Source organism: Streptomyces triticisoli (assembly GCF_003270085.1).
GTDB lineage: Bacteria > Actinomycetota > Actinomycetes > Streptomycetales > Streptomycetaceae > Streptomyces > Streptomyces triticisoli.
This window is the reverse complement of record NZ_QFDQ01000078.1, coordinates 24598-38007: the sequence shown is the minus strand read 5'-3', so window position 1 is coordinate 38007 and position 13410 is coordinate 24598. Positions and strand designations below refer to the sequence as shown.

The window sequence follows — 13410 nt, the reverse complement described above, 5'->3', positions numbered from 1 at the left end:
GAACGTGATGTCGGCCTTCGCGGTCCGTTGTGGTCGGCCAGAGTCGGATCCGGGGTGTTCCATGGGCTGGGATCGAGCATGTTGTGCGGGCCCGGGTCGGGATGCCGTGGGTGTGGGGAGAGCTGGCGGGTGCTGTCCTGCGGCGGGGCCTGACTCTTGAGATCCGTGACCGGGGTGTCTTGCTCACGCTGTGTCGAGCGCTGGCCGGGGATGGTGCGTTGCTGGTACCGGGCCGGCCGGGTGTGTCTCGATGGGGGCTTGCCGACCAGGCGTCGTCACGGTTCTGACCGTCCGCGCGGTCCGGTGCCGGCTGCGCGATGCGCCGTCGGGTCGGAAGGTGAACGAGCATGACCGGTACGCCCCCTGCCCCGCGTATCCGCCGACGCCGGACGACGGGGGAGGTGGTCCTTGGAGTGGACACGCACCAAGACACTCATGTGGCTGCTGTGCTCTCTGGTGGGAGAAGTGATCGGCATCGAGGCGTTCCCGGCCACCGCGGCCGGATACCGCCAACTGCTGGAGTGGTCCAGAAGGCTGGGCACGGTGCGGTGCAGTGCCGACCCGAACCTGCGGGAAGAACTGGCCGGGCTGAGCAATGCAGAACTTCTCCGTACCTGCGCACGGCTCGCCGAGGACAGCAAGAACGACGAGGACTGTCGCGAATTCGGACAGATGCCGGTGACGGCTCGCACCGGGACTCGGGTGTGCTGATGAGCGAGACTGCGGTGGGTGCCTCTCGCGCGCAGTCGCCTGGCCGAGCGAGGGTGACACGTGACGCGCACGATCTACGACCACGACCACGAGTCGGTGGGCTGCCCGCAGGATGGTGAAGCTTCGGTCCAGGCCGCCGTGGAGCACGATCGTCGCCGACGAGGGCGAGGAACCAGCCGCTGCAGGAGGATCCAGCCCTGTGATACCGCCCATCCACCCCGACCCGTCGGTGTGGTCGGACGAGTCGTTCCAGGAGAAGGACTCCGCTGGGTTCCACATCATCGCCGCAGCCATCATCGAGCCCGACGTGACCGAGTCGGCGCGAGAGGCGACATGATCGCCAAGAAGTCAACCCGGTCCGGTTCATCAAGGAGGTGCGGGACGCCGTCCGCGAAGGGGAGTGAAGCACACGCACGGCCAAGGAGCGGGGCCTCGGTGAGCACCAGTACCCGCCCCTTTCCCCTGCCGCAACTTCCTGCTGTGCGGGCGGCCGAGCTCGTCCCGGCGACCGGGTGGTGCCCGCGGCCGTCTGTTCGGCGCCGTCGAGGCTGTGCGGTGCCCCCGTCGCGTGCGTACGGCCTCCGGTCCCTCAAAAATGGTCCGCCACGGTCACGTTAGGCTCATGGCCCGTCCACCCTTCCGAACTGGAACGCCATGCCCAACAGCCGTACGAGACGCGGTCCGCCGTCGGGCGAACTCACTTACGGGCCGGCCGGTGCGACCCGGCCCGCCGAAGAGCCCTGGCCGGTGGGGATCACAGGTCTGCGCCCCTACGCCCGTACCGTCGTCATCGGGCGCGGGGAGACCGACTGGCACGCCGCGGCGGACGCGGTGCTGCGCTGGGGCGTCAAGCGGCGCAGCGGCTTCACGGTGACGGGCCGCGACGGTGCCGGGGGCCGGGTCGTGGAGGGGGCCGAGTACCGCATCACCGCGGCGTTCGGTCCGTTTGCGGTGCGGGAGCCCGTCCGGGTCGTCGCCGTCGTCGACACCCCGGACCGCTGCGGCTTCGCCTACGGCACCCTGCCCGGCCATCCCGTGAGCGGCGAGGAGGCCTTCGTCGTCCACCGGTCCCCCGACGGCACGGTCGCGCTGACAATCCGCTCCCTGACCCGTGCCGCCCCGCACGGGCCGTGGCGCCTGGTGTTCCCGGTGCTGCTGGTCGCGCAGCGGTTCTTCCGGCGGCGTTATCTGCGCGCCCTGCTGCCTGCTCGTCGAGCGGGCGTGCGGTGACCCGTCGCCCCGCAGGGTGCGGGGCGGCGGGCCGGGGCCGGCCCGGTCAGTGGGCGGGCCGGCCGTCGAGGTGACGGTGCCGCCGTGCTGCTCCGCTTGGTCTTCGGAGAGGCGCTGGGTAGTGCGCTCGCTCCGTGGAGGACTGCGGACCGTGATTGTCGAGGGAGCCTTTGAGACGGGCACGCGATGGACCTGCTGCTCCGATGGTGGGGGCTGCGGTAGGAACACAGTCCTCTGAAGCTGCGCCCTGATGGTGGACAAGCAGGGGTCAAATGTCCTGAAATGGGCGACTGTCATGACTGGTGACGGCACGAGTGGAGGAAGACGTTCATGGACGTGCGCCCGAGTCGGCGTGGGGTTCTTGCCGGGGTCGCCGCGACGGCTCTCACCGTCGTTCTCCCCGCCGGGGGAGGGGCCTTCGCCCAGGGCATGGGCCGCAAGGAGATCACCGGACAATTGCGCAATCTTGAGCGCGCGCATTCCGCACGGCTCGGAGTTTTCGCCCAGGATCCGGCCACAGGCAGGACGGTGCTGTACCGGGCGAGGGAGTTGTTCCCGATGTGCTCGACGTTCAAGACGATCGCCGTGGCAGCGGTGCTGAGGGACCTCGATCGTGACGGCACGTTCCTTGCCGAGCTGATCCGCTACACCGACAAGGACGTCACCGAGTCCGGCTACGCGCCGATCACGGGACTGCCGGACAACCTCGCGGGCGGCATGACCGTCGCCGACCTTTGCGCGGCCGCCATCGACCACAGCGACAACGCGGCGGCGAACCTTCTGCTGCGTGAGCTCGGCGGCCCGAGCGCGGTCACCCGCTTCTGCCGTTCCATCGGCGACAGCGTGACCCGGCTGGACCGGTGGGAGCCCGATCTGAACTCGGCAGAGCCAGGGAGGGTGACCGACACCTCAAGCCCGCTCGCCCTCGGTCGGACCTACAGCCGGCTCATCCTCGGGGACGCCCTCGAAGAGGCGGACCGGGACCGGTTGACCCTGTGGCTGCTGAACAACACGACCAGCGGAAATCGCTTCCGCGCCGGGCTGCCCAAAGACTGGACGGTCGCGGACAAAACCGGCACCGGCAACTACGGCACCACCAACGACGTGGGCATCGCATGGCCGCCGGGCCAGGGCCCGGTCGTGCTGGCGGTCCTGTCCACGAAGCACGATTCCGCAGCGCCGGCGGACGAGTCGCTGGTCGCCGATACTGCCGCACTTGTGGCGGCAGCGCTCACCTGACTCCCGGGCGCACGGGACCATGATCGGGTTGCACCGGTGCCAATGCGCGCGCCCAGGCTGGGCGGCCGCATGTCAGCCGCCCAGCCACTGTACGTGGTCACTGTTGCGCTGCGGTCCGCCCGCCAGCCTTCTCGGGGGCGGCATCCAGCGTCGGATCGTACGCGGGTGAGGGTGTGTGAAGTTGGTCGATGGTGTAGTCGCCGAAGCGGAGCAGGTCGGCCTGGTGGCCAGCGGCACGGATGGTGGTGGCGAGCTGGAGCTTGAGCAGGCGGTGCTCCATGATCTCCTGGCCCAGTGAGCACTCGGGGCTGCCGGGGCGGGCTTCGTGCACTGCTGACAGCAGCCATTCGTCCACCGGTCGGGGAGGCGCTGGGAGATCCGAGCACGCGCCGATGTTCATGGAGAACGACGGCACTCCGGGGGCGCGAGTGCAGGGACGGCTGACTGCGGCTGCTTGGCGTCTGCCCGATGCGCTGCGTGCGGGCTGCGGCGATCAGTTGACGGCATCGGGTCCGCTGTCGGCGAACCCGCCCGGGTGCTCGGCGTCCGCGGCGCTTGGGTGTCGGGATGGAGGTCTTGGTTCTGGGCGGGACAGCATGGGTGGGCCGGGAACTGTCGCGGCAGGCGATTGAGCGCGGTCATCGGGTGACGTGCCTCGCCCGCGGCGAAAGCGGAGAAGTCGCGGACGGAGCGGTGCTGATGGCCGCCGGCCGACGTGATCCTCCGGCGTACGCACCTCTGCTCGACCGCGATTGGGATGCGGTCATCGAGGTGTCATGGCAGCCGGGCTTCGTTCGTGCAGCGCTCAACGCACTGGGCGGCAGGGCCGGGCACTGGGTCTGTGTCTCCTCCGGCAACGCATACGCCTCCCGTGCCACGCCGGACGCGGACGAGTCCACAGCCCTCCTTGCTCCCACCGACCGGAGCGAGGTCGACCGCACGTTGTACGGCGAGGCGAAGGTTGCCTGCGAACAGGCGTCACGGCCGCCGTGGGCGACCGTCTCCTCATCGCGCGCGCCGGTCTCGTCGGCGGCCCAGGCGATCACAGCGGGCGCTCCGGCGACCTCGACCCGGAGGCCGAGCCGACCACCCGCGACGCCCGCTGGCAGCTGCGGGCCGGCACCTCACTCGACCGCCCCGCCTGGTACGCCACCGCCAGCACCGACACCCCCGTCGCCCTCGTCCGGGCCGTCACCGAGTGCGTCTCCGACCCGGCCCCGCTACCCCGGTGACGAGAGGACACCCACAACTACGTCGAAGGAATGGCCCGCCTCACACCGATCATCCCACCGCCCCCACCGGCCCCGGCACCGCTCGACGTCCAGCGCGCCGCGGCCCGTCGCCCGGCCGCCCTCCCTGCCTCCAGCGTCCCGCGCCGGAGCAGCACCAGCCGCCCGGTCCTACCGGGACCCGCCGCTGACCAGCACCCGGATACCCACATGCCGATGTACGCACGGGAGTTCTTCGCCGAACTGAACCTTCCCTTCGCCGACGCGACCGTCGTCGGCAACACCTACCACGCCACCCCACGGCCGAGGGGCCGCCGCGGCTGCGGATCGACTTCAGCCCCACCATCCGCTCCGACGAGTACGACGGCCTGCGGCTCGCCACGATCCACCAGGACCGAGGCGAACTCGATGCCGTCCACCTGCGGTTCGCGGACCACAAGACTTTCGACCACCGCGATTCGACGTACGGCCGGACGCCAAGTACGTCCGGATACGCCGTGTTCAAGGAGCACAGGGACGCCCCTGACCGGGTGCCGTGGAAGGCGCCCACACCAACAGGCTGCGGGACGCCGTCGAGCAGTACGCCTCCGTCTGGTTCCCCGGCTCCTGGCCGCCGCCCGCGCCGGTCCGTGCTACCGCTCGGACCGCTTGCAAGGTTCCGTCTCCGCCGGTTCCCCGCAGCAGTCGGGCACGCTGATCCGCCAGCTCCCCACCGCTGCAATCTGCTTCCCTCACCACACCTGACCTGCATGGCCCACGCTGCCGGCCGCTCCACGGGCCACCTTTACAGAAGCCCCCCATCTCATCCGACGCCTTCAAGAATCTCGACCCCGAACACACCGTGAAGGTCCTGCCCCGCTACCCGGCAGGCTTCGGACGCATCGACGGAGCCGACGCCACCCTGTGGATCCTCGGCGGTGCCGGAGTCCTTGTCGTCGTGGGCATTGGTGCCGGCGTCATCGCCCGCCTCCGCGCTGCGCCCGAGCCCGAGCAGGAGGGCAACGACGGGACCGGCTGACTCACGATCACCTTCGAGCAGCGTGCCCCAGGAAATCCGGGGCCCGCCCCGTTCGCACTGTTCCGGACTCAGCCGCTCCACCGAGGCCGACCCTTCGAGCGCAGTGCGTCCGCACCGCCCTTTTCCCACATTCGCCGCCAGCGCCGCACCGATCGTGACGTCACCCGAAGGTCTCCCGCGACGGCCTCGGTCTTCTCACCACGAACGAACTGCCTCCAGACGTGCCCGCTCTCGCTTCCCCTGTTCCCTGGGCGTCGGCCCGCCCCCATGCGCGTATCGCACGACGACGTCGTACCGCAGCGATCAAGAACCGTCACGAGCCGACGGATTCCATGAGTCCAACCTGAATACCCGCGAGGATGTACGACGTCGGCCGCAAGGTATCCCTGCTGGACCTGCCACGTCCGGCAACATTGTCTGCCGGTATGATGACAATCAGTGCAAAAGTATCAGCATCCGCATCGGCAACGGCACGGCCATCAATGTCCCTCGCACCAGCGAGAGCAGTTGAGGGCACCCAGGTGAGCTGCATGCCGTTCTACACCGCTACAAGGCCGTAAGTGCCGCAAGCCGTACATAGCAAGGAAGTTCTGTGACTGCACGTTCGGCCACCCGTACTCTGATCACTGCTGCGGGTACTGCCCTCGCTTCCCTGGTCCTCGCCGCCTGCGGAAACGGGTCATCCGGCGCGGGACGGTCGCCCGGGGTGTCTGCGGCGCCGGAGGCTCTTTCCCACGTGCACGGGCTGGGCGTCGACCCGGCCGACGGCCGTGTGTATGTCGCTACCCACGACGGCTTGTATACGGTCGCCGAAGGCCAGAAGCCGAGGCTCGTCGGCGACCGCAAGGACGACTTCATGGGCTTCACCGTGACCGGGAAGAGCACGTTCGTCGCCAGCGGACACGGCGCCCCGGGCAGCGGCCGCCCGGGCAACCTGGGCCTGATCGAGACCAAGGACGCCGGACGCACCTGGACGTCCCGATCCCTGTCAGGAGAGGCCGACTTCCATTCCCTGGACTCGGCCAAGGGCACTGTCTATGGATACGAGAGCGGCCGGATCCGGGTCAGCACCGACCTCAAGAACTGGGACGACCGGGCGACGTTGGAGGCTCTCGACCTCGCGGTGAGCCCCGCCGGCGACAAGTTGCTGGCCACCACTGCCGAGGGTGTCGTCATCAGCACCGACAGTGGCCGCACCTTCGGCAAGGGCTCCGGTCAGGTCCAGGCGTTCCTGTCCTGGCCCGCGGAGAACTCCCTCTTCGGTATCGACGTCTCCGGGAAGCTGAGCAGCAGCGCCGATGGCGGCAAGACGTGGAAGGAGCTCACGACCGTGCCCGGTGGACAGCCCCAGGCGCTGACCGCCGTGAACGCCGACCACATCCTCGCCGCTACGATGACCGGCGTGTACGAGTCACGCGACGGTGGCAAGACCTTCACCGAACTCGCGCCCCTCGCTTCCTGAGTCGTTCCACGACGGGACGAACCGCCGGTGCCGGAGTGCTCTGTTGTGATGAGGGGCTCGGCCCGGCAGCGGCACAGCCGATCCGCTCTACTACCCGCATCCACCGTCGCTCCGCCCTTCAACGCGAAGGGCGCGCTCGGGAAGTAGGACGAGCATCTCGCGATGCGTGAGGGGCCTGGCGCTCAAGTCCGTCCACCGCAACCTGCTCTCCACAGGGCATCTCGCACATCGGGGTGCAGACGTGGCCGTGCAGCCTCGGCAGGGTGCGCGGCTTCCAGGCCCGGGTCGCTTCCGACGAGAGCGGCACGAAGGCCGGACGGACGAACGGCCAGTGAGGGGCGACCAGTGTTCGCTGTATCCCTCTCCAACAGGAAGTTGGCCATGAGGGACCGAACGGAGGCGTGCGGCCGTGGGCTGCCGGATGGCAGGGCGGTGTCAGCGGGCCGTCACGCCGGCTGCCGAGCCGCCCCCTCTGTGGCAGCGAGCCGCTCGCGTGCTCGGGATTCATGCTGCCCACGCCACCCGTAACGGGTCAGCCCCTTCGGCTTGTACACCGACAGCGTCACCGCCACGATCAGTACGAGCAGGGCCGCGGCGGCGTCGGCCAGCAGCTGGACCCTCATCCCCACGAGATCGCCACTGGCGAGGGTCGCCCGGGCCGCAGCCCCGGCGACATGCCCGACCACCTGCATGTGCACCAGCAGCAGTACGGTCGCAACCACGTTGATCAGCAGCTTGAACACGACCCAGTAGTGGCGGAACAGCCCCCAGGCGGTCCCCAGAGCCTGCACGAGCCCGGTCAGCAACGAGGCGAAGCTCAGCGGGACCAGGATGAACCAGGCGGTCAACTCCATCGCGAGGTAGGCGCTGCGCACGGTGTCGGCATTGTCGCCGGCCAGCCCCACGGTGGCGAGGACGACGAAGACGGCAACCGCGCCGAGCCAGCCGACCGAGAAGGTGATGTGCGCGGTGAGGGCGAGCCTGCGGAGGCGGGGGTTCATGGCCATGGCGATCAGTGGCCGCCCATCCCGCCGCCGATCGTGTGCATGAGCACGAACGCCACCAGCAGGGCGGATCCGGCGACGATCCCGAACACCTTCACCCAACGCGGCATCCCCGGATGCGCCACGGGCCCGGGCCCCAAGTCGGTGGCGTCGAAGCGAGACGGGGAGTCGGCCATGTGCGAGCCCTTCCTTGCGGGTCGGTTGTCGCCCGGTCGACGACATCCGAATTTTACGAGACACACTGTCTGCGATGTCAACCAGCATGTATCGACACCGTCAGTGCATACACTGATGGGGTGCCGAAGCTGTGGAACGAGACCATCGAGGCGCACCGCCGCGCGGTGCGCGACGCGATTCTGAACACCACGGCGGAACTGGCCGCCGAGCACGGCGTGCGGTCGGTGACGATGTCGCAGATCGCCGAGCAGGCCGGCATCGGCCGGGCCACGCTGTACAAGTACTTCCCGGACGTCGAGGCGATCCTGCTTGCCTGGCACGACCGCCAGATCACCGATCACCTGGGACAGCTGGCAGAGGTCCGGGACCAGACCGACGAAGCCGGCGAGCGGCTGGAGGCGGTCCTGAGAGCGTTCGCTCACATCTCGCGCCGGTCACGCGGCCACCACGGCACCGAACTCGCGGCGTTCCTTCATCGGGACGAGCGGGTCGCCCGAGCGCAGCAGCAGCTCCACGGCATGATCCGGGACCTGCTGGCCGAGGGCGCGAGGACCGGCGACTTCCGTGGTGATGTCGCGCCCGACGAGCTCGCGACGTACTGCCTCCACGCCCTCACAGGGGCTGCCGCCCTGCCCTCCGACGCGGCGGCCGAACGGCTTGTCACGGTCATCATGTCCGGGTTGCGCGACGCGGAACCCGCGCCGACCGGCCGGAGGCCGACGAGTCGGCACGAGTCCCACGGTCACCACTCATCAGGAGACTCTGAGCACTGAGCCGGTTTCCGTTTCCCCGCGGTCCTGCTGATCGCCGCCGCCACGCTCGGCGTCTGGCTCGGCGTCACCGGCGACGTGACCGCCGCCTTCACCGCCGCCGTGGCCGTCCTGATCACCGCCTGCCCCTGCGCGCTCGGGCCGGCCACGCCGACCGCGCCGATGGCCGGCACCGGCCGCGGCGCCCAGCTCGGCATCCTCATCAAGGGCCCGAGGTCCTGGAGACCACCCGCCGTGTCGACACCGTCGTCCTGGACAAGACCGGCACAGTGACCACCGGCCGGATGCAGCTCCAGGACGTGTTCACGGCACCGGACGTGGACGAGGGCGAACTGCTGAGCCTGGCAGGCGCATTGGAGCACGCCTCGGAGCACCCGATCGCGCAGGCCATCGCAGCGGGCGCAGCCGACCGGGCCGGGAGCCTGCCCGTACCGGAGAACTTCGAGAACGTCGCCGGCCTCGGCGTCCAGGGCGTCGTCGACGGCCACGCCGTACTCGTCGGGCGCGAGAAGCTCTTGCACGAGTGGGCCATCGAGCTGCCCCGCGAACTGGCCAAGGCCAAGGCCGCGGCGGAGGCCGAGGGGCGTACGGCAGTCGTCGTCGCCTGGGACGGCGAGGCGCGCGGCGTCCTCACCGTCGCCGACGCCATCCAGGAGAACAGCGCCGAAGCCGTGGCCGAACTGCGCAGGCTCGGCCTGTCGCCGGTCCTGCTGACCGGCGACAACCGGCTCGCCGCCGAGTCTGTGGCCCGGGCCGTGGGCATCGACCAAGTGATCGCCGAAGTCCTGCCGCAGGGCAAGGTCGACGTGGTGTGGTCGAGCGGCTGCGGGCCGAGGGCCGTACGGTCGCCATGGTCGGCGACGGCGTCAACGACGCGGCCGCCCTCGCCACCGCCGACCTGGGCCTGGCCATGGGCACCGGCACCGACGCGGCGACCGAGGCCGGCGACCTCACCCTCGTCCGCGGTGACCTGCGAGTGGCGGCCGACGCCATCCGCCTCTCCCGCAAGACCCTGGCCACCATCAAGGGCAACCTCTTCTGGGCCTTCGGCTGCGACGTCGCCGCCCTGCCCCTCGCCGCCGCCGGCATGCTCACCCCGATGATCGCCGGCGCTGCGATGGCCTTCTCCTCGGTCTTCGTCGTCACCAACAGCCTGCGTCTACGGTCGTTCAAGTAAGCACGCGGCAGCGCTGCCGACCGGGGCGTCCGCGGAATTCGCCGAGGAAGCGCTGACGGGTCGGCCGAAGCACTCAGCATCGAGGCACCGCTCCACGGACTTCCGCGGAGCAGCACTACCACTACCGTCTCCGGTAGCTACTGAGCATCACCGCGAGGAGAAGTAATCATGACCAGTCGCGAGCACCACCACGACCACCAGCGCGGGCTCCTCGACGATGCGCCGTCGGCCGTTTCCGCTGCCCACGCCGGACACGGGGAGCACGGCATGACCGGGCACGACGGGCATCACGGGTCCGATCACGCCGGCCACGCGGGGCATGCGCACCACACGGGTGGCGGCGCCCACGGTGATCATGTCGGGCAGTTCCGGCGGCTGTTCTGGGTGATGCTGGTGCTGGCCGTGCCCGTCGTGGCGTTCTCCGGCATGTTCGCCTCGCTGCTGGGCTACCGGCTGCCGCAGGCCGACTGGGTGACCTGGATCTCGCCGCTGCTGGGTACCGTGATGTACCTGTGGGGTGGCCGGCCGTTCCTCACCGGCGGCGCGTCCGAGATACGCTCTCGCCGGCCGGGAATGATGCTGCTGATCACGCTGGCCATCACGGTGGCTTTCGTCGCCTCCTGGGGCGCCAGCCTGGGCATCCTCGGCCACCACCTGGACTTCTGGTGGGAGCTGGCCCTGCTCATCGTCATCATGCTGCTCGGGCACTGGATCGAGATGCGCTCGCTCGCCCGGACGACCTCGGCCCTGGACTCCCTGGCCGCGCTGCTGCCCGACGAGGCCGAACGGCTCGACGGCGACCAGGTCGTCACCGTGCACCCGGGTGAGCTGCGGGTGGGCGACACCGTCCTGATCCGGCCCGGTGGCAGCGTCCCCGCGGACGGCCGGATCGTCGACGGTACGGCCGAGATGGACGAGTCGATGGTCACCGGCGAGTCCCGGACCGTACGCCGCGGCGTCGGCGACCACGTGGTGGCCGGCACCGTCGCCACCGACTCCGGCCTGCGCATCGAGGTCACCGCCACCGGCGAGGACACCGCGCTCGCCGGTATCAGGCGCCTCGTGGCCGAGGCGCAGAACTCATCCTCACGCGCGCAGCGGCTGGCCGACGTCGCCGCGGGGTGGCTGTTCTGGTTCGCCCTCGGCGCGGCCGTCGTCACGGTCCTGGTGTGGGCCCTGCTGCTCGACCGGTCCGACGACGCGGTCACCCGCACGATCACGGTGCTCGTGATCGCCTGCCCGCACGCGCTCGGGCTTGCGATACCGCTGGTGGTGTCCATCGCCACCGAACGCGCCGCCCGCGGCGGAGTCCTGATCAAGGACCGGCTCGCGCTGGAGAGCATGCGCACCGTCACCGCGGTCCTGTTCGACAAGACCGGCACCCTCACCAAGGGCGAGCCGACCCTGGCCGCCGTCGAACCGGCCTCCGGCCTCACCGGCGACGAGGTGCTCGCGCTGGCCGCCGCGGCCGAAGCCGACAGCGAACACCCGCTGGCCAAGGCCATCGTCCGCGCGGCCCGCGAGCGCGACCTCGACATCCCCCGGGCGAGCGGCTTCACCTCGGCACCCGCCCTCGGCGTCACCGCCACCATCGATGACCGGACCGTCCGGGTCGGCGGCCCGATGCTGCTGGACGAGGAGCACCAGCAGGAACTCGAGGCAGCCGAGCAGTGGCGGGAAGAGGGCGCCATCATCCTGCACGCGCTGCGCGACGGCGTGGTGATCGGAGCACTGAAACTGGCCGACGAGATCCGGCCGGAATCCCGCCAGGCCGTCGACGCGCTGCACCGACGAGGCATCGAGGTCGTCATGATCACCGGCGACGCCCGGGCGGTCGCCGAATCGGTCGGCAACCACCTCGGCATCGACCGGGTGTTCGCCGGCGTCCGCCCCGAGGACAAGGCAGCCACCGTCAAGGCGCTGCAGGGCGAGGGCAAAACGGTGGCCATGGTCGGCGACGGTGTCAACGACGCCCCCGCGCTGGCCCAGGCCGACATCGGCATCGCCATCGGCGCCGGCACCGACGTGGCCATCGCCTCCGCCGGGGTCATCCTGGCCAGCGACGACCCCCGCTCCGTCCTGTCGGTGATCGACCTGTCGCAGGCCGGCTACCGCAAGATGAAGCAGAACCTGTGGTGGGCCACCGGCTACAACCTGATCTCCGTGCCCCTCGCCGCCGGCGTCCTGGCCCCGATCGGATTCGTCCTCCCCATGTCGGTCGGCGCCGTCCTCATGTCACTGTCCACCATCGTCGTCGCCCTCAACGCCCAGCTGCTGCGCAAGCTCGACCTGCGGCCAGGCGCCACACGCGGGTGATCGGGACACGGCAACGCCGTTGAGCAACGATCCTCCCGAGCACCAGCCCCCGCGGGGAGTCCGGAGTCACGGGATGCACACCCTGGACGGGCACCTCGGCCCGGATGCGGCCAGGGCGTTCGACCTCGCCAGGAGGAGGGGGCGCCCAACACCGTACGGCTCCAGTGGTCGGCGGATCTGCAGGCTGGTGCCGTCGACGGTGAGGTCGGCCGTGGCATGGGGCGGCATCGCCGCGGTCACGCGCGGGTCGATGGGGATGGTGGCGTTGTGGTCCAGGTGGACCGGCCGACCGACCGGTCCCGGGTGCGACGGAAGGCTGTGGGTCATGCAGGCTCCCCGGTGGCGACGGGCAGGTCGGCCAGGCGCCACTCCAGCATGCCGTCGTTCAGCCGCAGCGCGCGCCGTCCGCGGTCGGCCAGCAGCCGTACCGCGTCGTAGGCGAGCACGCAGTACGCGCCGCGACAGTAGACGACGATCTCGGTGTCTTCGGGCAGTTCGGTGATCCGTCCGGCAAGCTCCTGCACCGGGATGGAGATCGCGCCGGGGATGTGCCCGGCCAGGTACTCCTCCTCCGGCCGCACATCCAGCACCACCACCTCCCCGGCCTGGGCGCGGGCGCGCAGCTCCTCGCGGGTGACTTCCTGCCCGTCGTCGGGGCCGAGGTAGGCGTCCCGGGCGGCGGGGACCGCGGCTTGGTGGACTTCGGCGACGTTGCGCAGCAGCGCATACAGGGCGGCGACGTCGTCGCCGGCGAGCCGGTAGTGGATGCGGGTGCCCTGGCGGCGGGTGGCTACCAGCCCGGCCCGCTTGAGGGTCTGCAGGTGCGCGGAGGCGGTCGTCAGACCCAGCCCGGCCGCTTTGGCGAGGGCGTCCACGGTGCGTTCACCCTGGGCCAGCAGGTCCAGCAGTTCCAGGCGCTTGCCGTTGGACAGCGCCTTGCCGGTGGTGGCGAGCGCCTCGAACAGGGCGGCCTTGCGGGCGTGGTCTCCCATGGACTCCTCCATAGATCCGTGGAATATTGTATGAGTAGCGGGATGGTGTCCGCCACCCTGGCCCGGCCTGCCATGGGAGGACGCC

The 13410-nt window shown here is 70.2% G+C and carries 14 protein-coding genes and 2 pseudogenes; 9 read left to right on the top strand and 7 right to left on the bottom strand.

The genetic code is table 11. The features are described 5' to 3' along the window. Positions 1-408: 408 nt before the first annotated feature. The 4 genes from DEP02_RS14180 (at position 409) to bla (ending at position 3180) form a co-directional block, all read left to right on the top strand. Positions 409-711 (top strand): hypothetical protein, encoded by a 303-nt coding sequence (locus DEP02_RS14180; RefSeq protein ID WP_198668436.1) that lies wholly within the window; start codon positions 409-411, stop codon positions 709-711. Positions 712-910: 199 nt separating this feature from the next. Continuing rightward, complete coding sequence (locus tag DEP02_RS33450; RefSeq protein WP_157977442.1) at positions 911-1048, top strand: hypothetical protein; 138 nt, start codon at positions 911-913, stop codon at positions 1046-1048. 317 nt (positions 1049-1365) lie between these two features. Further along, positions 1366-1941 (top strand): DUF1990 domain-containing protein, encoded by a 576-nt coding sequence (locus DEP02_RS14175; RefSeq protein WP_112467680.1) that lies wholly within the window; start codon positions 1366-1368, stop codon positions 1939-1941. Between the two features lie 330 nt (positions 1942-2271). After that, positions 2272-3180 (top strand): class A beta-lactamase, encoded by a 909-nt coding sequence (gene bla, locus DEP02_RS14170; protein WP_112467679.1) that lies wholly within the window; start codon positions 2272-2274, stop codon positions 3178-3180. Positions 3181-3277: 97 nt separating this feature from the next. On the opposite strand, the gene DEP02_RS14165 is transcribed toward bla, so the two are convergent. Then, positions 3278-3511 (bottom strand): hypothetical protein, encoded by a 234-nt coding sequence (locus DEP02_RS14165; protein ID WP_112467678.1) that lies wholly within the window; start codon positions 3509-3511, stop codon positions 3278-3280. 236 nt (positions 3512-3747) lie between these two features. On the opposite strand from DEP02_RS14165, the pseudogene DEP02_RS34020 reads away from it, so the two are divergent. Next, positions 3748-4589 (top strand): annotated as a pseudogene (locus tag DEP02_RS34020) (DUF317 domain-containing protein); the annotation flags it as partial. A gap of 622 nt (positions 4590-5211) precedes the next feature. On the opposite strand, the gene DEP02_RS33445 reads toward DEP02_RS34020, so the two are convergent. Then, positions 5212-5508, bottom strand: coding sequence for a hypothetical protein (locus DEP02_RS33445; RefSeq protein ID WP_157977441.1), 297 nt, complete (start codon positions 5506-5508; stop codon positions 5212-5214). Then, the gene (locus tag DEP02_RS35665) at positions 5496-5696 is read right to left on the bottom strand and encodes a helix-turn-helix domain-containing protein (protein WP_369123206.1); all 201 of its coding nucleotides are present in this window, start codon (positions 5694-5696) and stop codon (positions 5496-5498) included. The genes DEP02_RS33445 and DEP02_RS35665 overlap by 13 nt, the downstream gene beginning before the upstream one ends. Positions 5697-6019: 323 nt before the next feature. Here DEP02_RS35665 and DEP02_RS14145 point away from each other — a divergent pair, with 323 nt between their 5' ends. Continuing rightward, on the top strand, positions 6020-6889 hold the full coding sequence (locus tag DEP02_RS14145) for a F510_1955 family glycosylhydrolase (protein WP_112467677.1): 870 nt from the start codon (positions 6020-6022) through the stop codon (positions 6887-6889). Between the two features lie 446 nt (positions 6890-7335). Here the strand turns inward: DEP02_RS14145 and DEP02_RS14140 are convergent, their stop codons facing one another. Beyond that, the gene (locus DEP02_RS14140; RefSeq protein WP_232839107.1) at positions 7336-7896 is read right to left on the bottom strand and encodes a hypothetical protein; all 561 of its coding nucleotides are present in this window, start codon (positions 7894-7896) and stop codon (positions 7336-7338) included. Positions 7897-7901: 5 nt separating this feature from the next. Beyond that, complete coding sequence (locus DEP02_RS34015; RefSeq protein ID WP_198668435.1) at positions 7902-8069, bottom strand: hypothetical protein; 168 nt, start codon at positions 8067-8069, stop codon at positions 7902-7904. A 120-nt stretch (positions 8070-8189) separates the two neighbouring features. On the opposite strand from DEP02_RS34015, the gene DEP02_RS14135 reads away from it, so the two are divergent. From DEP02_RS14135 to DEP02_RS14125, 3 genes and pseudogenes are all read left to right on the top strand, one after another. Beyond that, complete coding sequence (locus DEP02_RS14135; protein ID WP_112467676.1) at positions 8190-8843, top strand: TetR/AcrR family transcriptional regulator; 654 nt, start codon at positions 8190-8192, stop codon at positions 8841-8843. A gap of 15 nt (positions 8844-8858) precedes the next feature. After that, a pseudogene (locus tag DEP02_RS14130) lies at positions 8859-10017 on the top strand (heavy metal translocating P-type ATPase); the annotation flags it as partial. A 168-nt stretch (positions 10018-10185) separates the two neighbouring features. After that, entirely contained in the window at positions 10186-12333 is a 2148-nt protein-coding gene (locus DEP02_RS14125) for a heavy metal translocating P-type ATPase (RefSeq protein ID WP_112467675.1), read from the top strand. Positions 12334-12399: 66 nt separating this feature from the next. On the opposite strand, the gene DEP02_RS14120 is transcribed toward DEP02_RS14125, so the two are convergent. After that, positions 12400-12660, bottom strand: coding sequence for a hypothetical protein (locus DEP02_RS14120; RefSeq protein ID WP_112467674.1), 261 nt, complete (start codon positions 12658-12660; stop codon positions 12400-12402). Further along, positions 12657-13325 carry an ArsR/SmtB family transcription factor gene (locus DEP02_RS14115; protein ID WP_112467673.1) on the bottom strand — a complete coding sequence of 223 codons (669 nt, stop codon included), beginning with the start codon at positions 13323-13325 and terminating at the stop codon, positions 12657-12659. Before DEP02_RS14115 ends, DEP02_RS14120 begins: the two co-directional genes overlap by 4 nt. Positions 13326-13410: the final 85 nt, after the last annotated feature.

What these genes read in the sequence shown, in the direction of transcription:
- DEP02_RS14175 (WP_112467680.1), top strand. Translation starts at nt 1,366, where the DNA reads ATGCCCAACAGCCGTACGAGACGCGGTCCGCCGTCGGGCGAACTCACT.
- bla (WP_112467679.1), top strand. Translation starts at nt 2,272, where the DNA reads ATGGACGTGCGCCCGAGTCGGCGTGGGGTTCTTGCCGGGGTCGCCGCG.
- DEP02_RS35665 (WP_369123206.1), bottom strand. Translation starts at nt 5,696, where the DNA reads ATGGGGGCGGGCCGACGCCCAGGGAACAGGGGAAGCGAGAGCGGGCAC.
- DEP02_RS14140 (WP_232839107.1), bottom strand. Translation starts at nt 7,896, where the DNA reads ATGGCCATGAACCCCCGCCTCCGCAGGCTCGCCCTCACCGCGCACATC.
- DEP02_RS34015 (WP_198668435.1), bottom strand. Translation starts at nt 8,069, where the DNA reads ATGGCCGACTCCCCGTCTCGCTTCGACGCCACCGACTTGGGGCCCGGG.
- DEP02_RS14125 (WP_112467675.1), top strand. Translation starts at nt 10,186, where the DNA reads ATGACCAGTCGCGAGCACCACCACGACCACCAGCGCGGGCTCCTCGAC.
- DEP02_RS14120 (WP_112467674.1), bottom strand. Translation starts at nt 12,660, where the DNA reads ATGACCCACAGCCTTCCGTCGCACCCGGGACCGGTCGGTCGGCCGGTC.
- DEP02_RS14115 (WP_112467673.1), bottom strand. Translation starts at nt 13,325, where the DNA reads ATGGGAGACCACGCCCGCAAGGCCGCCCTGTTCGAGGCGCTCGCCACC.